Origin of the sequence: Pseudomonas sp. S49, assembly GCF_009866785.1 — a bacterium.
In the GTDB taxonomy this organism is placed as follows: Bacteria; Pseudomonadota; Gammaproteobacteria; order Pseudomonadales; family Pseudomonadaceae; genus Aquipseudomonas.
In genome coordinates this window covers 2,824,078-2,846,634 of the sequence record NZ_CP019432.1, presented here as the reverse complement: position 1 = coordinate 2,846,634, position 22,557 = coordinate 2,824,078, and the positions used below count along the sequence as shown (strand labels likewise).

Annotated in this window: 18 protein-coding genes; 8 read left to right on the top strand and 10 right to left on the bottom strand. The window is 60.4% G+C overall.

All coding sequences use genetic code 11. The features are described from left to right. Window positions 1-158: 158 nt before the first annotated feature. Genes PspS49_RS12695 through PspS49_RS12685 form a run of 3 tightly spaced genes read left to right on the top strand, consistent with a single transcriptional unit; the run spans window position 159 to window position 5,634 of the window. Window positions 159-1,403: an exonuclease SbcCD subunit D C-terminal domain-containing protein gene (locus PspS49_RS12695; RefSeq protein ID WP_160039561.1), complete on the top strand. Its 1,245-nt coding sequence runs from the start codon at window positions 159-161 to the stop codon at window positions 1,401-1,403. Then, on the top strand, window positions 1,400-5,041 hold the full coding sequence (locus tag PspS49_RS12690; protein WP_160039559.1) for an SbcC/MukB-like Walker B domain-containing protein: 3,642 nt from the start codon (window positions 1,400-1,402) through the stop codon (window positions 5,039-5,041). Before PspS49_RS12695 ends, PspS49_RS12690 begins: the two co-directional genes overlap by 4 nt. Beyond that, complete coding sequence (locus PspS49_RS12685; protein ID WP_127926923.1) at window positions 5,038-5,634, top strand: glutathione S-transferase; 597 nt, start codon at window positions 5,038-5,040, stop codon at window positions 5,632-5,634. The genes PspS49_RS12690 and PspS49_RS12685 overlap by 4 nt, the downstream gene beginning before the upstream one ends. A 127-nt stretch (window positions 5,635-5,761) precedes the next feature. Here the strand turns inward: PspS49_RS12685 and PspS49_RS12680 are convergent, their stop codons facing one another. From PspS49_RS12680 to PspS49_RS12645, 8 genes are all read right to left on the bottom strand, one after another. Further along, complete coding sequence (locus PspS49_RS12680) at window positions 5,762-6,019, bottom strand: hypothetical protein (protein WP_127926921.1); 258 nt, start codon at window positions 6,017-6,019, stop codon at window positions 5,762-5,764. Then, a complete protein-coding gene (locus PspS49_RS12675) occupies window positions 6,016-6,228 on the bottom strand; it encodes a hypothetical protein (protein WP_160039557.1) in 213 nt (70 codons plus the stop codon). The genes PspS49_RS12680 and PspS49_RS12675 overlap by 4 nt, the downstream gene beginning before the upstream one ends. Before the next feature lie 351 nt (window positions 6,229-6,579). Beyond that, entirely contained in the window at window positions 6,580-6,759 is a 180-nt protein-coding gene (locus PspS49_RS12670) for a hypothetical protein (protein ID WP_007917967.1), read from the bottom strand. A gap of 156 nt (window positions 6,760-6,915) precedes the next feature. Next, the gene (locus PspS49_RS12665) at window positions 6,916-8,091 is read right to left on the bottom strand and encodes a lactonase family protein (RefSeq protein ID WP_160039555.1); all 1,176 of its coding nucleotides are present in this window, start codon (window positions 8,089-8,091) and stop codon (window positions 6,916-6,918) included. Then, window positions 8,088-8,390 carry a DUF5629 family protein gene (locus PspS49_RS12660; protein WP_095050106.1) on the bottom strand — a complete coding sequence of 101 codons (303 nt, stop codon included), beginning with the start codon at window positions 8,388-8,390 and terminating at the stop codon, window positions 8,088-8,090. The genes PspS49_RS12665 and PspS49_RS12660 overlap by 4 nt, the downstream gene beginning before the upstream one ends. A gap of 166 nt (window positions 8,391-8,556) precedes the next feature. Further along, window positions 8,557-10,137: an aldehyde dehydrogenase (NADP(+)) gene (locus PspS49_RS12655; RefSeq protein ID WP_160039553.1), complete on the bottom strand. Its 1,581-nt coding sequence runs from the start codon at window positions 10,135-10,137 to the stop codon at window positions 8,557-8,559. 9 nt (window positions 10,138-10,146) lie between these two features. After that, entirely contained in the window at window positions 10,147-11,139 is a 993-nt protein-coding gene (gene araD1, locus PspS49_RS12650; RefSeq protein WP_160039551.1) for an AraD1 family protein, read from the bottom strand. Between the two features lie 151 nt (window positions 11,140-11,290). Beyond that, on the bottom strand, window positions 11,291-12,613 hold the full coding sequence (locus PspS49_RS12645) for an MFS transporter (RefSeq protein WP_160039549.1): 1,323 nt from the start codon (window positions 12,611-12,613) through the stop codon (window positions 11,291-11,293). A gap of 193 nt (window positions 12,614-12,806) precedes the next feature. Between PspS49_RS12645 and PspS49_RS12640 the strand changes: the two genes are divergently transcribed. Then, on the top strand, window positions 12,807-14,543 hold the full coding sequence (locus PspS49_RS12640) for an IlvD/Edd family dehydratase (RefSeq protein WP_077573250.1): 1,737 nt from the start codon (window positions 12,807-12,809) through the stop codon (window positions 14,541-14,543). A 199-nt stretch (window positions 14,544-14,742) separates the two neighbouring features. Beyond that, window positions 14,743-15,462 (top strand): FadR/GntR family transcriptional regulator, encoded by a 720-nt coding sequence (locus tag PspS49_RS12635; RefSeq protein WP_122600168.1) that lies wholly within the window; start codon window positions 14,743-14,745, stop codon window positions 15,460-15,462. A 262-nt stretch (window positions 15,463-15,724) separates the two neighbouring features. Here the strand turns inward: PspS49_RS12635 and PspS49_RS12630 are convergent, their stop codons facing one another. Together PspS49_RS12630 and PspS49_RS12625 are read right to left on the bottom strand one after the other, a co-directional pair. Continuing rightward, window positions 15,725-18,109 (bottom strand): RND family transporter, encoded by a 2,385-nt coding sequence (locus tag PspS49_RS12630; protein ID WP_127926908.1) that lies wholly within the window; start codon window positions 18,107-18,109, stop codon window positions 15,725-15,727. Continuing rightward, a complete protein-coding gene (locus tag PspS49_RS12625; protein ID WP_127926907.1) occupies window positions 18,106-19,149 on the bottom strand; it encodes a YCF48-related protein in 1,044 nt (347 codons plus the stop codon). Before PspS49_RS12625 ends, PspS49_RS12630 begins: the two co-directional genes overlap by 4 nt. Window positions 19,150-19,611: 462 nt before the next feature. On the opposite strand from PspS49_RS12625, the gene PspS49_RS12620 reads away from it, so the two are divergent. Genes PspS49_RS12620 through PspS49_RS12610 form a run of 3 tightly spaced genes read left to right on the top strand, consistent with a single transcriptional unit; the run spans window position 19,612 to window position 22,545 of the window. Next, window positions 19,612-20,202, top strand: coding sequence for an amino acid synthesis family protein (locus PspS49_RS12620; protein ID WP_160039547.1), 591 nt, complete (start codon window positions 19,612-19,614; stop codon window positions 20,200-20,202). Window positions 20,203-20,233: 31 nt separating this feature from the next. Then, window positions 20,234-21,067, top strand: coding sequence for an alpha/beta fold hydrolase (locus PspS49_RS12615; protein WP_127926905.1), 834 nt, complete (start codon window positions 20,234-20,236; stop codon window positions 21,065-21,067). After that, on the top strand, window positions 21,064-22,545 hold the full coding sequence (locus PspS49_RS12610) for an aldehyde dehydrogenase (protein ID WP_127926904.1): 1,482 nt from the start codon (window positions 21,064-21,066) through the stop codon (window positions 22,543-22,545). The genes PspS49_RS12615 and PspS49_RS12610 overlap by 4 nt, the downstream gene beginning before the upstream one ends. Window positions 22,546-22,557 lie beyond the last annotated feature (12 nt).

The window sequence follows — 22,557 nt, the reverse complement described above, 5'->3', positions numbered from 1 at the left end:
CGATCCCGATGAGCGGTATGAATAAAACCGCGTCCTGGGTAATAGTTGCTCACCCGTATAACAAGCCCTCCCGCCGCAATAATCTGTAAACTCTCCCCTCTTTCGCCGCCATCATTTTACCTGCGGCCATCACCTCTTTAATTGTTGCGGAGTCCACCTTGCGTCTGTTTCACACCTCCGACTGGCACCTTGGGCAAAACCTGCACGGCCAGGAGCGCGATTTCGAGCACGCCTGTTTTCTCGAATGGCTGCTGCGCCAACTGCAACTGGCGCAGCCGGATGTGCTGCTGATTGCCGGGGATATCTTTGACACGGTCAATCCGCCGGTCAAAGCCCAGGAACGCCTCTACGATTTCATCGTCAGCGCCCACGAGCAGCAGCCGTTGCTGACCATCGTGATGATTGCCGGCAACCACGATTCCGGCTCGCGGATCGAACTGCCCGCGCCGTTGATGAGGCGTTTGCGCACGCATGCGCTGGGTCGGGTGTTGTGGCTGGATGACGGGCAACTGGATGCCGAACGCCTGCTGCTGCCGTTGCCGGATAAAACCGGCGAAGTCGCCGCGTGGTGCCTGGCGCTGCCGTTTCTGCGCCCGGCGGAGGTGACCGGCGCGCATCTGGGCGACAACTATTTGCGTGGCATCGGTCAGGTGCATGAATGGCTGATCGAAGCCGCCAACGCCAAGCGCCAACCCGGTCAGGCGCTGATCGCCATCAGCCACGCGCACATGGCTGGCGGTTCGGTGTCGGAAGACTCCGAACGCAGCCTGATCATCGGCAACGCCGAAGCCCTGCCCGCCAGCCTGTTCGGGCCGAGCATCAGCTACGTTGCCCTCGGCCACCTGCACAAGCCGCAGAAGGTCAATGGTGAAGAACGCATTCGTTACAGCGGCTCGCCGATCCCGTTGTCGTTTTCGGAAATCAGCTATCAGCACCAGATACTCGACATCACCCTCGACGGCGAAACCCTGGTCAGCGTCGAGCCGAAACTGATCCCGCGCTCGGTCAACCTGCAGCGCATCGGCCCGGCACCGCTGGCCGATATTCTGCTGCAACTGGCGGATCTGCCGAACATCGACCTGCTCGCCGAAACCCAGCGGCAGCCGTGGCTAGAAGTGCGCGTAACCCTCGATGAACCACAGCCGGATCTGCGCCATCAAGTCGAAAGCGCCCTGCAAGGCAAAGCCGTGCGCCTGGTGCGTATCGCCGCTGAATACGCTGGCAACCGTGGCGCTGACGGCGTCGAAGATGGCACCTCCCTGATCGAACTCGACCAACTCACCCCGCAGGAATTGTTCAGCCGCGCCTGGTTCGACAACTACGGCAACGAGGTCGATGAACAGACGCTGAAGGACTTCGCCGAACTGCTGCAAGACGTACAACTGGAGGGCGAGCAGCCATGAAGATTCTCGCCATTCGTTTGAAAAACCTCGCCTCGCTGGCCGGCCCTTTCGAAATCGATTTCACCGCTGAACCGCTGGCCAGTGCCGGTTTGTTCGCGATCACCGGCCCGACCGGCGCCGGTAAAAGTACTTTGCTCGACGCCTTGTGCCTGGCGCTCTTCGGCGCCGTGCCGCGCCTGAACAACACTGGCCGCGACGCCAAAGTCCCCGATGCCGACGGCGAAATCGCCACCGGCGACCCGCGCACGTTGCTGCGTCGCGGTACCGGTGAAGGCTACGCCGAAGTGGATTTCGTCGGTGTCGATGGCCGGCGCTACCGTGCGCGCTGGGAGGCCAATCGCGCCCGTGAGAAGGCCGGCGGCAAGCTGCAAGCCAGCCGTCAGAGTCTGCGCGACATCGATCAGGATCAACTGCTCGCCAGCCAGAAAGGCGAATACAAAACCCAACTGGAAGCCGCACTCGGCCTGAACTTCGAACAGTTCACCCGCGCCGTGCTGCTGGCGCAGAGCGAGTTCAGTGCGTTCCTCAAAGCGGACGACAACGACCGCAGCGAACTGCTGGAAAAACTCACCGACACCGCGCTGTATACCCGCCTCGGCCGCCGCGCCTTCGACAAGACCAAAGAGGCCCGCGAAGCGCACAAGCTGTTGCAGGATCAGGCCACCGGCGTGACCCCGTTGGCGCCCGAAGCCCGGGCCGAGCTGGACGAGCGCTTCAACGCCGCGCAACAGCAGTTGAAGTTGCAGCAGGCGCAGCTCAAACAACTTGAGCAGCAGCACGGCTGGCTCAAGGACTTGCGTGTATTGCAGGACGCGCAGCAAGCCGCCGCAGAACAACTGCACAGCGCCCAGCAGCAATCGGAAAGTCTGGCCGGCGAGCGGGTGACACTGACGCGACTGGAGCAGCTCGGCCCGCAGCGGCACCAGTTCGCGCGTAAAACCGAACTCGATGCGCTGCTGACGCCGTTGGCCGCACAGATTGCTGCGCACTCGCAGCAACACACCGAGCTGACCGAGCGCCAAACGCAACTGGAGCACAACCTCGAAACGGCGAAAGTCGCCCTGAGCGAAGCGCAGCAACGGCAGAGTGAAAACGCGCCGCTGTTGCGTCAGGCCTTTGATGAGCAAAGCACCCTCGCCCGTCTGGCCAAGGATGTCGCGCAAAGTGCCGAAGCCAGGCTCAGTGCGCAGCAGGCTTGCACTGACGGCCAAAACGCCATTCAAGCCTTGCTGGAAAAACAGACCCAGGTCGGCGAACGCCTGCAACGTATCGCCGCCGAGCTTGAGCAGAGTGCTCATCTGGCGCCATTGAGCGACGCGTGGAATGCCTACCGCGATCGCCTGCAACAGCTGATGCTGATCGGCAACCGCTTGAACAAGGGCCAAGCCGAACTGGCGAGCCTCGAAGAAAATGCCACGCGCAGCGCCGCAGAACTGACCACGCAGAAGCAGCAACTGGAAGTGCTGTTCAAAGAGGCCGGCGCCGAACCCGATGCCGTCGCCGAGCAAATCGGCCTCCTCGGCACGCTGCTGCAGGACAACCGCAAACAACTGCGCGCCTTCGAAGACCTGTCGCGCCTGTGGGCCACGCAGCAGGATCTCGACAAGCGCAGCACCGAGTTGCAACAGCGTCAACTCAACGCCCAGCAGGAGCGTGATCGCCTGACTCAAGACGGGGTGAAAAGCAAAGCCGAACTGACCGTCGCCGAACAAACCCTCAACGTCACCCGCGAGCTGCTTGAACGCCAGCGGCTGGCGCGCAGTGCCAGTGTCGAAGAGTTGCGCGCGCAGTTGCAGGACGATCAGCCATGCCCGGTCTGCGGCAGCAACGAGCATCCGTATCATCAGCCCGAAGCGCTGCTGCAAAGTCTTGGTCGCCATGATGAAAGCGAACAGGCCAACGCCCAGCAAGTGGTCGATCAGCTCAAGGAAAAGCTCATCGAACTGCGCGCCGAAGTCGGTGGCGTGATTGCGCAACAGAAAGAACTGCTGCAACAGCAAGAACAACTGGTGAACCAGCAGCAAGCGTTGGCGCCAAGCCTCGATGCGCATCCGCTGTCCGCGCAGTTGTTCAATCAGGACGCCGACAAGCGCGATGCCTGGCTCGCCCGGCAAAACGAGCAACTGAACCAGAGCATTACTCAGGACGAGCAACGCCAGAGCGCCCTGCTCACCCTGCAACAGGATGCTGCGCGCCTGACCCAGCAATTGCGTCAGGCCGAAACTGCGCATCAGCAAGCCGCGCAGCACCTGAGCAATCAGCAGCGCGAACTCGGCAGCGACCGTCAGCGCCTTGATGAGGAACTGACAGCGTTCGCCACGCTGCTCCCCGCCGATACCCTTGAAGCCTTGCGCCTGGAACCGGCGGCGACCTTCATGCAGCTCGACCGGCAGATCGCCGAGCGTCTGGCGCAAGTCGACCAGCAGAAGGAAGAACTCACCGAGCAGCAACAGCGTCAGCAGACGCTGGAGAAAGAGCAGGATCGCCAGCAGACCCGCGTCCAGCAGGCGCAAACGGCTGAGCAACAGTTCAATGCGCTGGCCGAACAGCAACGACTCTGCCAGGACAAACTTGCGCAGTTGCTGGGTGAACACGGCAGCGCCGAGCAGTGGCAGCAGCAACTGGAACAGGCTGTGGAGCAAGCGCGCTCTGCCGAAACTGGCACCGCTCAAGACCTGCAAAACGTACGCACGCAGATTGTGCAGATCGCCGCTGAACTCAAGGCGCAGCAACAGAGTTTGCAGGCGCTGCAAAGCGAGGAACAGGATCTGGCAAGCAAGATTGCCGACTGGCGCGCTCGTCATCCCGAGCTGGATGACGGCGGCCTCGAAGACTTGTTGCGGGTCGATGATGAGCATGTCGCGCAATTGCGCCAGCGCTTGCAGCTCAATGAAAAAGCCATCGAACAAGCCAGGGTCTTGCTGCAGGAGCGTGATCGGTTGTTGCTCGATCATCAGTCGCAACACAACGGCAATCTTGATGCCGAGCAACTGGCCACCGCCCTGAGCGATTTGCAGAATCAGTTCAATGTCAGCGAGCAGCAATGTGCCGAACTGCGTGCCGAACAGGCTGAAGATCAGCGCCGGCAGAACGCCAACCAGGCGCTGGCCCAGCAGATCGCCGATGCCTACGCCGAATATCAACGCTGGGCGCGACTGAGTGCCTTGATCGGCTCGGCCACCGGTGACACCTTCCGCAAGATCGCCCAGGCCTACAACCTCGACCTGCTGGTGCACCACGCCAACGTGCAGTTGCGCCAACTGGTCAAACGCTATCGCCTCAAGCGCGGTGGCAGCATGCTTGGCCTGCTGGTGATGGACACCGAAATGGGCGATGAACTGCGTTCGGTGCACTCGTTGTCCGGCGGCGAGACGTTCCTGGTGTCGCTGGCGTTGGCATTGGGACTAGCGTCGATGGCGTCGAGCACGCTGAAAATCGAATCGCTGTTTATCGATGAAGGCTTTGGCAGCCTTGATCCGGAATCGCTGCAACTGGCGATGGATGCGCTCGATGGTTTGCAGGCGCAGGGGCGCAAGGTCGCGGTGATTTCCCATGTGCAGGAAATGCACGAGCGGATTCCGGTGCAGATTCAGGTGCAGCGCCAAGGCAATGGTTTGAGCACGCTGGAGGTGAAATGAACACGCTGTACTCCTTCCGCCGCTGCCCGTACGCGATGCGGGCGCGGATGGCGCTGCGTTATTCGGGCGTGGCGGTGGACATCGTTGAAGTCAGCCTCAAGGCCAAGCCAGCGGAGATGCTGGCGATCTCGCCGAAGGGCACAGTGCCGGTGCTGGATGCCGATGGGCGGGTGATTGATGAGAGCCTGGAGATCATGCGCTGGGCGTTGGCGCAGAATGATCCGGATGATTGGTTGCTCAAAGATGACGCAGGTGCGCAAGTCATCATGGACATGCTGATCAAAACCAACGATGAGGTTTTCAAAACATCGCTGAACCACTACAAATACGCCGAGCGCTTTCCCGAGGAGCCGATGGAGGTCTATCGGATGCGATGCTCAATGATTGCGCATCATCTGGATCTGACGCTGGGTGAATACGACTACCTGTTGGCTGACCATCCGTGCCTGGCCGATATCGCCCTGCTGCCCTTCGTTCGGCAGTTTGCCCATGTTGATCGTGAGTGGTTTGCACAGACGCCTTATGTTCGCTTACAGGCCTGGTTGCAGCGCTTCCTCGAATCCGAGCTATTCACCTCGATCATGAAGAAATAACCCTCACCTTCCTGCTTGATGATCGTTCCCACGCTCTGCGTGGGAATGCCTCAAGGGACGCTCTGCGTTCCAATCGGACGCGGAGCGTCCGGGGCTGCATTCCCACGCGGAGCGTGGGAACGATCAGTCAGGCCAGCGCTTGGCACATGCCGAGTGCCATGCAATCGACTTCGAACGGTCCGAGAAAATCGGCCGAAGCCTTTACCGGTGGATTGCCGGCCATCAGCCCCAGCGTGTTCGCCCGTTCGATATTGTGCGCAATGTTGTGATTGGCCTCTATGGCCCGGGCCAGTGCGCCCACCGAGCCTTGACCGATACCCAATAATGAAGCGCCGTTGGTGAAAAACGCCAAACCGGCGACTACCCAAAGTCTGTAGCCTTTCATGCTCCGCCGACTCCTGCGAGTTCGGCCCGGTGGACCATCACGCTTTGCGAGCGGACTTCGAACTGGATGCCGGGGTGGTCGACTTGAATCGGTGCGTCAAAGCTGTGTTCCATCTGCGAGGCGATGCTGACGACCAGCACCACGGCCAGGTACAGACCGATGACCAGGTAGGCGCCGCGTTTGGCTGAATGAAGGATTGCGCTGGCCATGGTGTTCTCCCGTGGGCATGTTTCGATGTCCACAGAATCAATCAAAAAAGCCGCGCTAACCACTCAGGGTTTGCCATAGTAAACATCAGCTTCGTTGATTATTTAGCCAGTCTATTTGCGTGTTTGAACAAAACTATCGTGCTGCGAAAAACACACGTGCAGGAGCTGCCGAAGGCTGCGATCTGATCGTTCCCATGCTCAGCGTGGGAATGCCTCTCGGGACGCTCTGCGTCCAGTGACGCGGAGCGTCACGGGCTGCGTTCCCACGCGGAGCGTGGGAACGATCCCAAGGGCAAGATCAAGACTGCAGCCTTCGGCAGCTCCTACAGGGAGTTGTGCAGAACGGGCATTTCAGTGTTGGGCTTTGTGATCCAGGGCGGCGTAGAAGTTGGCGCTTTGTTGCAGGTATTTCTGGGTGTAGCTCTGGGTGTGGGATTTTTTGCTGTTGATTTCAACGTTGGCACTGGCTGGCAGCACAACGGTGGCAGAGATGGCGGAAGCGGCAATCACGGAGAAGAGATTGAAGTTCATGGCGGTAACCCTCGTGTTCAGTTAGCTGGTTTGCCCGGTTGGGCCGTGAAGCAAACTTAACGCTCGAGGGTTGATCGCTTGAAATGCTTTGTAGCATTACCCGATATCAGCGCGATTAATACAAAGAGACAGGCCCCGTAAACCGGGGCCTGTGGCTTATTGTCGCACTATGAACTTGAGGTCACTGGGCGCGTCCATCGGCAGTTTCTGCACGGTTTTGCCGAGCAGACCGGTCTTGCCATCGCGCTCGACGACGACAATTTCGTTGCTCTTCTGGTTGGCAATCAGCAGGAATTTGCCACTTGGATCGAGGCTGAACTCGCGCGGGTGATCACCGTCCACCGAACGCTTTTGCAGCTCTTTGAGCTGGCCGGTGGCCGGATCGATCGCGAACACCACCAATTGATTGGCGGTACCGCGGTTGCTGACGTAGAGGAACTTGCCATCGGCCGAGGCATGCAGCGCGGCGCCGGCCTTGTCCGACGTTGGCTGACCAGCGGCCAGATCGACCAGTTGCGTCTGGCTCAGCACGCCATCGTGGTAATCGAACACCGCGACTTGCGCGCTCATTTCCATGGTCAGCCAGGCGTGTTTGCCGTCAGCACTGAACAGCAGATGACGCGGACCGCTGCCGGCCGGCAAGGGCACTGCGGCGGTCATCGCCGGCGTCAGCGGCAAGTCCGGGTTGGCCTTCGGATCGAACAGGTAAACGAAGACTTTGTCCGCGCCCAGATCGTTGGAGAACACGTAGCGGCCGTCAGGCGAAGAAACCGTCGAGTGCACGTGGTTGGAGGCCTGGCGCTCAAGATTGATCCGGCTCGCCGGGTGCGCGCTCATCTGCACGACGGGTTTGAGTTTGCCGTCGGCACCGACCGGCAATACCGCCAGCGTTCCACCCGGATCTTCCATCACCGAATAGTTGCTGACGAACAAGTGGCTGGCATCACCACTGAGGCTCGAATGGGTCGGCTCGTTGCCCAGGCTCTGCACTTGATTGATCAGGGTCAGCGTGTGGGTTTTCGGATCGATCGAATAGCTGCTGACACGGCCGACCGGGTCTTTCTGGCCCGGGCCGTTTTCGTTGACCACGAACAGGCGACGCTGGTCTTTGGACAGGGTCAGCCATGACGGGTTTTCGCTCTTGACCACCTGTAGCGGTTTGGCGGCGATCTGGCCGGTGGCACTGTCGAAGTTCATTCGATAGAGGCCCTGGCTGGTGTTGGCGGTGTAGGAACCGACCAGCAACTGGAAGTTCTCGGCGGATGCGCTGGAAAGCCCCATGGCACCGACGCTGCCGGCCATCAGCAGCGGCCAGAATTTACGCATTTTCATTGATTGTCATCCTCGTCATCGCTGCTGCTGACTACGTCGCCATGACAAACCAAGCGGTGTTCGCCGATCGCTTTGGTTTCATTGAAATAACCGACGATCAACCAGCTCTGCAAAGAGTCGTCGAAAGTTGCAGCGGCAACCTGAACCGGGGTGAATTCCCAATGCTTGGCCGCTCGGCCGTCGATGCATTCGATGTGCAGATTGTCGTCTTCATCGAGGAAAAATTCGAAGGCGTGCAAGCCGTCGATTTCGACCATATCGGATTGTTCGAGGACGTCGAGAAGGGTTTGGGCAGTCATGGCAAACAGTCTTTCTAGGGGGGAAAGGGCCAATGATAGCTCATTGTCGTACGCGGCCCTTGTAGGAGTGAGCCTGCTCGCGATCGCGTTGTGTCATCCAACAGATATGTTGAATGTGAAACCGCTATCGCGAGCAGGCTCACTCCTACACGGGATTGGTGTGATGTCAGAGCGCGTCGCGTGAGGACTTGCCGTCAACCAGGCGCTGGATACGCAACGGGTTGGCATTTTTCAGCGGCTCGGGCAGCAAGCTGTCCGGGTAGTTCTGGAAGCACACCGGGCGCAGAAAGCGGTCGATGGCCAGCGTACCGACGGAGGTGCCGCGTGCGTCGGATGTCGCCGGATACGGCCCGCCGTGCACCATCGAATCACACACCTCGACACCGGTCGGATAACCGTTGAGCAGGATCCGCCCGACCTTCTGTTCCAGCAACGGCGTCAATTCAGCGAAGCGTTCGAAGTCCGCCTGCTCGCCAATGATGGTCGCCGTCAGTTGCCCATGCAGGCCGTGTAAGGCAGCGCTGAGTTGCGCCTTGTCCGCCACTTCGACAATCACCGTGGTCGGGCCGAACACTTCTTCCTGCAGCACTTCATCGCCATCGATCAACAGGCTGGCATCGGCCTTGAACAACTGCGGCTGCGCTTGATTGCCCTGCTGTGGATTGCCGGCCAGATGCTCAATGCCGGGATGCGCCAGCAGTTTCTGCAAGCCTTTACCGTAGCTGCCGAGGGTGCCGGCGTTGAGCATGGTTTGCGCCGGTTGATCACCGATCAAACCCGCAACCTGCTGCACGAACGCGCTGAACTCTGGCGAGCGGATGCCGATGACCAGGCCCGGATTGGTGCAAAACTGACCGCAGCCCTGCACCACCGAAGCAGTCAGGTCGCGGGCGACCGTTTCCGAACGCTCGGCAAGGGCCTGCGGCAGGATGATCACCGGGTTGATGCTCGACATCTCGGCAAACACCGGAATCGGTTGCGGGCGTGCCGCGGCCATGTCGCACAGTGCACGTCCGCCCTTGAGCGAACCGGTGAAACCCACTGCCTGGATCGCCGGATGTTTGACCAGCCATTCGCCGACGCCGCCACCGTAGATCATGTTGAACACACCGGCGGGCATGGCGGTTTTTTCGGCGGCGCGAATCAGCGCATCGGCGACCCGTTCAGCCGTGGCCATGTGACCGCTGTGGGCCTTGAACACCACCGGGCAACCGGCGGCCAGCGCCGATGCGGTGTCGCCGCCAGCGGTGGAGAATGCCAGTGGAAAGTTGCTCGCGCCGAACACCGCCACCGGGCCAAGACCAATGCGGTATTGACGCAGATCCGGGCGCGGCAGCGGCTGACGATCCGGCAGCGGCAGGTCGATCCGCGCACCGTAGAAATCACCGCGACGCAGCACTTTGGCGAACAGACGCATCTGCCCGCTGGTGCGACCGCGCTCGCCTTGAATGCGTCCGGCCGGCAACGCCGTTTCGCGGCAGACCACGGCGACAAAATCATCACCGAGCGCATCCAGCTCATCGGCGATCGCGTCGAGAAACTGCGCGCGGCGTTCGGCGCTGAGGCTGCGGTAAGTCGGATACGCGGCAGCGGCGGCTTTAGCGGCGGCGTCGACTTCTTCAGCCGTGGCCTGGATGAAATCGTGCGGCAGCTGTTCGCCCGTCGTGGCGTCGACCGATTGCAGTTTGACGTTGCCAGCGGCGCTGCGCTGACCGCCGATGTAGTTGTGACCGAGAATCTGAGTCATGGGATCTCCTTAAAGGGTGCCGATGCTGTCCGGTACAAAAGCCGCTGGAACCGGAACGATGCCATTGACCAGCGGCGCGCCGAATTCGGCCTGGCTGATTTCGAAGACGTCGCCCGGCTGGGTGCGGATGCCATCGGCGAACGACAGGGTAGCAGTGCCGAAGAAATGAATGTGCACGTCGCCGGGACGCAGGAACTGGCTGTACTTGAAGTGGTGGTATTCGAGGTTGGCGAGGCTGTGGCACATGTTCGCTTCGCCGCTGAGAAATTCGTTCTGCCAGAGCACTTCGCCGTCACGCAGAATGCGACTGGTGCCTGCCAGATGTTGAGGCAGTTCACCAGTGCGAAGTTCCGGGCCGTAACTGCAACTGCGCAATTTCGAGTGCGCGAGGTACAGGTAATTCTTGCGTTCCATGATGTGATCGGAGAACTCGTTGCCGACTGCAAAACCCAGGCGATAAGGCTTGCCGTCGTTGCCGATGATGTACAGGCCGGCCATTTCCGGCTCTTCACCGGCGTCTTCGGCAAATGGCGGTACCGGGAAGGGTTGGCCCGGGCGGACGACGATGCTGCCGTCGCCTTTGTAAAACCATTCAGGTTGTACGCCAGCCTGCCCCGCCGCCGGTTTGCCGCCCTCCACGCCCCATTTGAAGATGCGCATGGTGTCGGTCATCGTCGCTTCATCGCCGGCCTGCTGGTGCATTTTGTCCCGCGCCGAGGCGCTGCCCAGATGCGTCAGGCCGGTGCCGCTGATCAGCATGTGCGCCGGGTCCGGGTGGTCGAGTGGCGGCAGGATGCGCAACTGGGACAGCAACTCGGCGTAGTCGTGGCTGATGCCGAGTCCGAGGGTTTGCACTTGCTGCTCAAAAGTGTTGCCGGCTTCGATGGCGGCCAGTGCCAGATCGCGCACGCTGCGGGCGTCCTGGACTTCGCGCACCAGACCGTTGTCGACCACGCCGACGCGGCGTTCGCGGTTGCTTAATTCGAATTGAACCAGATGCATGTTCTTCTCCTATTCTCTCAAAAACACCGCTATCCCCTGTGGGAGCGAGCCTGCTCGCGAAAGCGGTGTGTCAGTCACCTCAAATGTTGAATGTGCCGGCCTCTTCGCGAGCAGGCTCGCTCCCACAAGGGATTTGCGTTGCTTTAAAAATTCAGGTGCGGGTAGCGCCTCGGGCACTGGCGGCAAATTGGTCAACCGGCAGGACATGTTTGCGTTCCAGCACACGGTAGACAACGCCCGTCAGGATCAAGCCAAACACCATCACTCCAGAGAGGAAATACAATCCCGAAGCCAAATTGCCGGTGTACTCCTTCAACGCACCAATCACGAACGGCCCGATGTACCCGCCGAGATTCCCTACCGAGTTGATCAAGGCAATCCCCGCCGCCGCACTCGCACCAGCAAAGAACCGCCCCGGCAAGGTCCAGAACACCGCCGTACAGGAAAACAGCGCAAACGCCACCAGACACAGCGCCGCCAGTTGCGCCACCGGCAACGACAGCCACGCACTGAGGAACAAGCCAATCGCGCCCAGCACATACAGAACAGCCAGATGCCCGTAACGATCATTCAAACGATCGGAACTGCGCGGGATGATGAGCAAGCCGATGATCCCGAAGATGTACGGCACCGACGAGACGAAACCGGTGACCAGATCACTGCCGCCAAACTGTTTGATCAATGTCGGCAACCACAAACCCAAGCCATAAATGCTCAACGTCACCGGCAGATAGAACAGCGCCAGCAACAACACACGTTTGTCTTTCAGCGCATGCAGCGGATTGCCGTGGCGAGTCTGGCCGTATTCCTGCAAATCCTTTTTCAGCTCGCCGGTCAGCCAGTTTTTCTCTGCCTGATCCATCCACTTCACTTGCTGCGGGCCATCCGGCAACCAGCGCAACACCGGCCAGGTGAGCAGGATCGCCGGAGTACCGATGACGATGAACAGCCACTGCCAGCCATGCAGGCCAAGGACGCCGTCCATGCCAAGCAAACCGCCAGACACCGGGCCGGTGATCATCATTGCGATCGGTTGCGAGAGGATGAACAGCCCGAGGATCTTGCCGCGATGGCGCACCGGGAACCATTGAGTGATGTAGTAGAGAACACCGGGGAAGAACCCCGCCTCGGCCGCGCCGAGCAGAAAGCGCATCACGTAGAAACTGTGCGGGCCCTGGACGAAGGCCATGCCGATAGTGATGGCGCCCCAGGTGATCATGATCCGCGCGAACCAGCGTCGTGCGCCGAAGCGTTCGAGCATCAGGTTGCTGGGAATTTCGAAGAGGAAGTAGCCAATGAAGAACAGCCCGGCGCCGAGGCCGTAAGCCGCATCGCCAATGCCAATGTCGGCGCCCATGTGCAGCTTGGCGAAGCCGACGGCGGAGCGATCCACATAGGCGATCAGGTACAGCAGGATCAGGAAGGGAATCAGTTTCAGCGTAATGCGCCGTATCAGCCGCAGTTCCTGGCTCATGAGATCGGTCTCCGATTGTTGTTTTTATAGAACCTCGGGGGACGCCTCTCACGGAAAACCGTCAGGGCCATCCCTCCGTCGAAAACGACTATATAGTAATACTAATTTACCAACAACACTTCCAAACCTAGGATTTTGCGCTTAGATTAAGCCGTAGTTGGAACACTATAGTCATACAATAAGAGAATCGATCATGTCTGATAAGAAACCCACCCTGCGCTCCGCCCAATGGTTTGGCACGGCCGACAAGAACGGCTTCATGTACCGCAGCTGGATGAAGAATCAGGGCATCGCCGACCACCAGTTCCATGGCAAGCCGATCATCGGCATCTGCAATACCTGGTCGGAATTGACCCCGTGCAACGCGCACTTCCGCCAGATCGCGGAGCACGTCAAACGCGGGGTGATCGAGGCCGGTGGCTTCCCAGTGGAATTCCCGGTGTTCTCCAACGGCGAATCGAACCTGCGCCCGACCGCCATGCTCACCCGTAACCTGGCGAGCATGGACGTTGAGGAAGCGATTCGCGGCAACCCGATCGACGGCGTGGTGCTGCTGACCGGTTGCGACAAAACCACCCCGGCGCTGCTGATGGGCGCGGCGAGTTGCGACGTGCCGGCGATTGTTGTCACCGGCGGGCCGATGTTGAACGGCAAGCACAAGGGCAAGGACATTGGTTCCGGCACGGTGGTCTGGCAGCTCAGCGAACAGGTCAAGGCTGGCACCATCACCATCGACGATTTCCTTGCAGCCGAGGGCGGCATGTCGCGCTCGGCGGGCACCTGCAACACCATGGGCACGGCGTCGACGATGGCCTGCATGGCTGAAGCACTCGGCACTTCGCTGCCGCACAACGCGGCGATTCCGGCCGTGGATGCGCGGCGTTATGTGCTGGCGCACATGTCCGGCATGCGGGCGGTGGAGATGGTTCGCGAAGATTTGAAACTGTCGAAGATTCTGACCAAGGAAGCTTTCGAAAACGCCATCCGGGTCAACGCCGCGATCGGCGGCTCGACCAACGCGGTGATTCACTTGAAAGCCATCGCCGGGCGCATTGGCGTCGAGCTGGATCTGGACGACTGGACCCGTATCGGGCGCGGCATGCCGACCATCGTCGACCTGCAACCGTCGGGGCGCTTCCTGATGGAAGAGTTCTATTACGCCGGTGGTTTGCCAGCGGTGTTGCGTCGTCTCGGTGAGGCCAATCTGATTCCTAACCCGAATGCGTTGACCGTCAACGGCAAGTCGATCGGCGAGAACACCAAGGACGCGCCGATCTATGGCGAAGACGAGGTGATCCGCACGCTCGACAATCCGATCCGTGCTGACGGTGGCATCTGTGTGCTGCGTGGCAACCTGGCGCCACTCGGTGCGGTGCTCAAGCCTTCCGCTGCAACGCCGGAACTGATGCAGCATCGCGGTCGTGCGGTGGTGTTTGAAAACTTCGATATGTACAAGGCGCGGATCAATGATCCGGAGCTGGATGTCGATAAAGATTCGATTCTGGTGATGAAGAACTGCGGGCCGAAGGGTTATCCGGGCATGGCTGAAGTCGGCAACATGGGCTTGCCGGCCAAACTGTTGGCGCAGGGCGTGACCGACATGGTGCGCATTTCTGATGCGCGGATGAGCGGCACGGCGTACGGCACGGTGGTTTTGCACGTGGCGCCGGAAGCCGCGGCTGGCGGGCCTTTGGCGACGGTGAAAGAAGGCGACTGGATCGAGCTGGACTGCGCCACCGGACGCTTGCACCTGGACATTTCGGACGCCGAACTGGCGGCACGCATGGCGGATCTGCAGCCGCCGCAGCAGTTGCTGGTGGGCGGTTATCGTCAGCTGTACATCGACCATGTGCTGCAGGCGGATCAGGGTTGTGACTTTGACTTCCTGGTCGGTTGCCGAGGCGCGGAAGTCCCCCGCCACTCTCACTGACCTTCTCCACCGATCGTTCCCATGCTCCGCGTGGGAATGCCTCAAGGGACGCTCCGCGTTCCAGCTCTGAAATGGGACGCAGAGCGTCCCGGGCAGCATTCCCACGCAGAGCGTGGGAACGATCATTACCCGCCTCAAGATTGTCTGGTGCCTGCTATGATGCGCGGCATCTCCATCGCTCAGGATCGCGCCACTCCCCATGGATTACCGCAAACCCTCCGACCGCAAAAGCATGCACTCGCGCATCGTCCAGGAACTGGGCATGCAGATCGTCTCCGGACGCTTCAAGCCCGACGACAAACTGCCCGCCGAAGCCCTGCTGTGCGAGGAGTACGCGGTCAGCCGGCCAGTGTTGCGCGAAGCCACGCGAGTACTGGTAGCCAAGGGTCTGGTGTATTCGAAGCCACGCGTCGGCACGGTGGTCAAGGCCCGCCGCGAATGGCACATGCTCGACCCGGACGTTCTGCACTGGCTGATGCAAAGCAGCCCGCAGAATGAATTCTTCAATGTGCTGACCAGTGTGCGCAGCATTATCGAACCGGCCGCTGCTGCCCTCGCCGCCCAGCATGCCACCGATGCCGAAATTGCCGGGATCGGTGAGGCTTACCAGCGCATGGAAGCCGCGCCGACGCCGGAAGCGTTGTTGCAGCCGGATCTGGACTTCCACAGCCGGATTGCCGATGCGACGCACAATGATTTGCTGGCGAACCTGTGCAACATGTTGTCGGTGGCGATTGCCGAGGCATTGAAGCATTCGAATCAGCGGCCGAATCTGCATGAATTGGCGTTGCCACGGCATAAGGCGATTTTGACCGCCATTGAAAATCGTGATGCCCTGGGTGCTCGGCATGCGACGTTGGTGCAGCTGGATGATGCGCGTAGTGCGTTGAGTGTTGTGCTTGGCGCTGAACTCACTTAACGCTTGAGATCCTCTGCCCTCACCCTAGCCCTCTCCCAGAGGTAGAGGGGACCGATTGGGGAATATTCGAGATTTACGCCGACTTGAACGATTTGCTGTGAATCCATAATCGACTCGGTATCTCAGGTCGATGGATCAAGCCGCACACCTCGGTCAGTCCCCTCTCCCTCCGGGAGAGGGTTAGGGTGAGGGGCTCTTGATCTTAAAACACAAAAAAAGCCGCACCCCTAAGGTTGCGGCTTTGTCTTTTCAGCCCTTCAGATCAGTGGGCAAACAACGAGTTCCCCTTCTGCCCCGCCAGTTTCTCCGGCTTGATCAGGAACTTCGCCAGTGCCGGCAGCAGCCACAGCGCACCGAACATGTTCCACAGCAGCATGAAGGTCAGCATCAGGCCCATGTCGGCCTGGAACTTGATCGCCGAGAAGATCCAGGTGCACACACCAATTGCCAGGCACAGGCCGGTGAACAGCACCGCTTTACCGGTGGATTTCAGCGTCTGGTAATAGGCTTCCTGCAACGGCAACCCGGCACGCAGGAAACTTTCCAGACGGCTGTAGATGTAGATGCCGTAGTCGACACCAATCCCCACACCCAACGCCACCACCGGCAAGGTCGCAACCTTCACGCCGATGCCCATGAACGCCATCAGCGCGTTGCCGAGTACCGAGGTCAGCACCAGCGGCAGGACGATGCACAGGGTCGCCGCCCACGAACGGAAGGTGATCATGCACATCACCGCCACGCAGATGTACACCAGAATCAGGATGGTCAGCTCAGCCTGCTTGATGACTTCGTTGGTAGCCGCTTCGATCCCGGCGTTACCGGCCGCGAGGATGAATTCCAGGCCGTCCTTGTTGTTGTCCTTGGCGAATTCCTGCACCGCGTGCACCGCACGATCAAGGGTTTCAGCCTTGTGATCGTTGAGGAACACCAGCACCGGCGCCAGCGAGCAACTGTTGTTGTACAGACCGTCGGCGCGGGCAATCGAGTTGTTCAGCACGTCCGGGTTGCGCGACAGGGTTTCCCATTTCAGGTTGCCCTCGTTCATGCCCTTGATCATCTGCTTGGACACGGTCACCAGCGAGATCGCCGACTGCACGCCCTCGGTGTTCTGCATCTTCCACATCAACTCGTCGATCGGCGCCATGGCTTCATAACGCGAACAACCTTCGGCCTTGGTCTTGACCATCACCACCAATACGTCAGAGCTGGTGGAGTAATTGCTGATGATGAAGTTGTTGTCCTTGTTGTAGCGCGAGTCCGGACGCAGTTCCGGTGCGCCCTGGTCGAGGTCGCCGATTTTCAGGTTCTGGCTGTACCAGAGGCCGCCACCGAAGGCGATCAATGCCAGCAGCACCGAGATGCGGGCGACTTTCGGGTTGGCGAAGTTCGACAGCAGGCGCCAGAACGGATGCTCGCGGTTGGCGTCCTTCTTGCTCCGGGCAATCGCGCGCTTGCTGATGCCGACATAGGAAATCGCCACCGGCAGCAGAATCAGGTTGGTGAACACGATCACTGCCACGCCGATCGACGCGCCAATCGCCAGTTCACGGATCACGCCGATGTCGATGATCAGCAGCGTGATGAAACCCACCGCATCCGCGAGAATCGCGATCATCCCCGGCAGGAACAGTTGCCGGAAGGTACGCCGCGCTGCGGTCAGGGCGTTGTCGGCCTCGCTGGATTGCAGGGCGATACCGTTGATCTTCTGCACGCCGTGGGAAATACCGATGGCGAAGATCAGGAACGGCACCAGCATCGAATACGGATCGAGTCCGAAACCGAAGAAGTGCATCAAGCCGAGCTGCCAGACCACCGCCACCAGCGTCGTACTCAATACGGCGATGGTGCTGCGCACGCAGTTGGTGAACCACAGCAGCAGGATCAGGGTGATGACGAAGGCGATGCCGAAGAACAGCACCACCATCACCAGACCGTCGATCAGGTCACCGACCTTCTTGGCGAAACCGACGATGTGGATTTTGACGTTGGGATTCTGCGCTTCGAACTTGTTGCGGATCTTGTCTTCAAGCTCATGGGAGAACTTGCGGTAGTCCAGCGCGAGCAACTTGCCCTGGTCTTCCGGGTCCGGGTAGGACTCCAGCAGCGGAATGTCGACGATGCTCGACTTGAAGTCGTTGGCCACCAGACGCCCGACCTGGCCGGATTTGAGCACGTTGTTGCGCAGCAGATCGAGGCTGTCCTGCGAGCCGTTGTAGCTCTGCGGGATCACTTCACCGCCGGCAAAACCCTCTTCGGTCACTTCGGTCCAGCGTACGCTCGGACTCCACAGCGACTTCAGGCCGGAGCGGTCGACGCCGGAGATGTAGAACACCTCGTCGTTGATCTGCCGCAGGGTCTCCATGTACTCCTTGGAGAAGATGTCGCCGTCCTTGGCTTCCACCGAAATACGCACGGTGTTACCGAGGTTCGCCAGATCATTGCGGTGCTCCATCATCTTCTCGATGAACGGATGCTGGAGCGGGATCATTTTTTCGAAACTGGTCGACGGCCGGATCAGCGTGGCCTGCCAGAACAGGAAAATGCTCACCACCAGACAGATCAGGATCACTGCCGGGCGGTTGTTGAAGATCAGGCGTTCAAGAAACGTCGCCTTGTCCTGCTGAGGAGTGATCAAGGAAGTCATAGCCCCGCCTTCTTGTTATTGATCTCGGCACCGTTAGGCAGTGTGGTGTGAACGCCGCCCTGCCCGCTCAGAATCAGGTTGCCGTCGCCGGCAGCAGTGACCGATGACAGCGAAATGCGGTCCGGACGGTTGAACACACTGAAGGTCTCGCCGTTGTCGCTGCTGCTGATCACCGAGCCGCCGTTACCGACGATCACGATCGAGCCGTCTTCAAGAAGGGTCGCACCTGACAGGCCGAACTCCAGCGCCCCACGTGCAGCTTTCAGTTCGACCTGCTCCCAGGTGCTGCCGAAATCCGTGGAGCGATAAAGATTGCCGCGCAAGCCGTACGCCAGCAGGGTCTGCGGCTGCGCCGTGCCGATCACACCGAACAGCGAACCTTCGTACGGGCCTTCGAGTTTTTCCCAGGTCTGGCCGTCGTCGGCGGAGCGAAACATGCTGCCCGACTCGCCGACGATGAACAGCCCGGCATCCTTCACCGCCGCGATGGCGTTGAGGTGGAACTGGTCTTCGTTGTCGAGGCGGTCGCTGACGTCTTGCCAGTTTTTACCGCCGTCGGTGGTTTCCATCAACGCGCCGTACGCGCCCACGGCGAGACCGCTGTTGACGTCCTTGAACCAGACGTCGAGCAGCGGCGATTCACGTTTGAGGTCTTCGAATTGTTTGGTCCAGGTCAGACCGCCGTCTGCGCTGGCGAGGATTTGTGCGTCGTGACCGACCGCCCAGCCGTGCTTGTCGTCGACAAAATACACAGCCGTCAGCAGTTGCCGGCTCGGCACCTTGGCCTGTTTCCAGGTTTTGCCCTGGTCATCGGAATAAAGGATGTGCCCGCGATCGCCGACCGCGACCAGTCGCGCACCGGCGTGGACGACGTCGAGAATCAGGCTTTTCGCGGCTTTGGCGGATTCGGTGGCATAGACCACATCGGCCGGGGCCTCGGCGGCAATCACAGGTGCCGACAACGTGGCAAAGCCCAGCAGAGAGAGTGCTGTGGCCAGCAACGCGGTGTTGCGTAACGCCGGCGGGCGGCAACGACTCATAGACCTTCCCCTATTTATTATTGTTAGGCCATCTGACCTTCAAGGGCGCCGCAAGTGTGCTCCGCTGATGGCTGCTCAGGAGCATAGTCCTGAAACCCGCAATCCAGAGCCACTTCGGAAGCTGGCTCATCCTATCGGGCTTTCGAAACGTCTGACAATCGGCGCCACGTTATCTTTTGTTAACCGAAAGCGGCCCTCTACCGACGCTGATTTCCATTGTGGGAGCGAGCCTGCTCGCGAATGCGGTGCACCAGTCACCCAGTTTATTGGCTGACCCACCGCTTTCGCGAGCAGGCTCGCTCCCACAGGGGTTAGGGGTGGTCTTGGTATTTGTGGTTGCCAGTGAATGCAGCGCCATTCGCCGGATGTATGACGCAATTCTTGCGCGGGGGACTTGCACGATTGGTATTATGGTATACCATCAGACGCACAGACACTCTCAATCCCCCTACGGAGCAGCTCATGAGTTTCGAAATTCGCAAGATCGTCAGCTATGTCGAAGAAACCTTTATCGAAGGCGGCAAAGCCACTGACAAGCCAGTGACCATGGTCGGCCTCGCCGTGGTGATGAAAAACCCATGGGTGGGCAACGGTTTCATTGAAGACCTCAAGCCGCAGATCCGCGCCAATTGCTCTGACCTCGGCGCACTGATGGTCGAGCGTCTGATCGGCATCATCGGCGGTGCGGAAAAAATCGAGGCCTACGGTAAAGCGGCCGTGGTCGGCGCTGATGGCGAGATCGAACACGCCTCCGCCGTGATCCACACCCTGCGCTTCGGCAACCACTACCGCGAAGCCGTCAACGCCAAGAGCTACCTGAGCTTCACCAACAAGCGCGGCGGTCCGGGCACCTCGATTCAGATCCCGATGATGCACAAGGACGACGAAGGCCAGCGTTCGCACTACATCACTCTGGAAATGCAGATCGAAGACGCGCCGCGTGCCGACGAAATCGTTGTGGTGCTGGGTTGCGCCGACGGTGGTCGCCTGCACCCGCGCATCGGCAACCGCTACATCGATCTGGAAGAACTGGCCGCCGAAAAAGCCCAGTAATCACAATAAAAAGGCACTGCAGGAGCGCTCCATGATTCGGCTCACCGCTGAACTCACCCCGGCTGGCACCAGTTACCTGGCGACCGGCCAAGGCCAGCCCGTGGTTTTGATCCACGGCGTGGGCCTGAACAAAGAAATGTGGGGCGGGCAGATTGTCGGCCTGTCCAGCCAGTACCGGGTGATCGCCTACGACATGCTCGGTCATGGCGCCAGCCCGCGACCGGCCAGCGGCACCGCCCTGCTCGGCTACGCCGATCAGTTGCTGGAGTTGCTCGATCACCTCAATCTGCCGCAGGCAGCGGTGATCGGTTTCTCCATGGGCGGTCTGGTCGCGCGGGCCTTTGCCCTGCATTACCCGGAGCGCCTGCAAAGCCTGGTGGTGTTGAACAGCGTGTTCAACCGCAGTGAAGAACAGCGTGCCGGCGTCATCGCGCGCACCGCGCAAGCCGCCGAACATGGCCCGGACGCCAATGCCGAAGCGGCGTTGTCACGCTGGTTCAGTCGCGAATATCAGGCGGCCAATCCGGCGCAGATCGCCGCATTGCGCCAGACCCTAGCCAATAATGATCCGCAGGGTTACCTGACCACTTATGAATTGTTCGCCACCCAAGACATGTACCGCGCCGACGACCTGGGCAGCATTCAGGCGCCGACGCTGATCGCCACCGGTGAACTCGACCCCGGTTCAACCCCGGAAATGGCCGAGCAACTGGCCCGGCGCATCCCCGGTGCGAAGGTTGCTGTGCTGCCCGAGCAACGGCATATGATGCCCGTAGAGTCGCCGCGTCTGGTCAATCAGACGCTGCTGGAATTTCTCCAATTCGCACACTCCCGACAAAACCCTATAAAGGGGATCGTTGCATGACACTCGCACGCTTCCAGATGTGCATCGGCGGAGAATGGGTAGACGCCCTCTCCGGCAAGACCTTCGAAAGCCTCAACCCGGCCACGGCACAAGCCTGGGCGCAACTGCCCGACGCTGACGAAGCCGATGTCGAACGCGCCGTGCAGTCCGCGCAGAGCGCTTTCGACAGCCCGGCATGGCGTGGTCTGACTGCCACCGCGCGCGGCAAATTGCTGCGTCGTCTCGGTGACTTGATCGCGGAAAACAAGGAACAACTGGCGCAGCTGGAAAGCCGCGACAACGGCAAGCTGATCCGCGAAACCCGTGGCCAGGTCAGTTATCTGCCGGAGTTCTTCCACTACACCGCAGGCCTAGCCGACAAGCTCGAAGGCGGCACCCTGCCGCTGGACAAGCCGGATCTGTTCGCCTACACCGTGCACGAGGCGATGGGCGTAGTCGCGGCGATCATTCCGTGGAACAGCCCGCTGTACCTGACCGCGATCAAACTCGCCCCGGCCCTCGCCGCCGGCAACACGATTGTGATCAAGCCGTCCGAGCACGCTTCCGCAACGATTCTTGAACTGGCGCGTCTGGCCCTCGAAGCCGGGATCCCGCCGGGCGTGGTCAACGTCGTCACCGGTTACGGCCCAAGCACTGGCGCCGCCCTCACCCGCCATCCGCTGATCCGCAAGATCGCCTTCACTGGCGGTGCGGCGACGGCACGGCATGTGGTACGCAGCAGCGCCGAAAACTTCGCCAAGTTGTCGCTGGAACTGGGCGGCAAGTCGCCGAACATCATCTTCGCCGACGCCGATCTGGACAGCGCGATCAACGGCGCGATCGCCGGGATCTATGCCGCGTCCGGGCAGAGTTGCGTGTCGGGTTCACGGCTGTTGGTGCAGGACGAAATCTACGACGAGTTCGTCAATCGACTGGTCGAACGCGCCCAGCGCATTCGCATCGGTAATCCGCAGGAAGACAACAGTGAAATGGGCCCGATGGCCACCGCGCAGCAACTGTCGGTGGTCGAAGGTCTGGTCGCTGATGCCATCGCTGAAGGCGCGCGTTTGCGTACCGGCGGCAAACGCCCAACCGGTCTCGGCGAAGGCTGGTTCTACGAGCCGACGCTGTTCGAATGCGACCGCAATTCGATGAAGATCATGCAGGAAGAAGTCTTCGGCCCGGTGGCGTCGGTGATTCGCTTCAAAGATGAGGCCGAGGCGCTGGCCATCGCCAACGACTCGCAGTTCGGCCTTGCGGCGGGCATCTGGACCCGCGACCTGGGTCGTGCTCACCGCCTCGCTCGCGATGTTCGCTCCGGGATCATCTGGGTCAACACCTACCGCGCGGTCTCGGCGATGGCGCCGATCGGCGGTTTCAAGAACAGTGGCTATGGACGCGAAAGCGGCATCGATTCGGTGCTGGCCTACACCGAACTGAAAACGGTGTGGATCAACCTTTCCCAGGCGCCAATGCCTGATCCGTTTGTGATGCGCTAGGAGTCCTGCGAA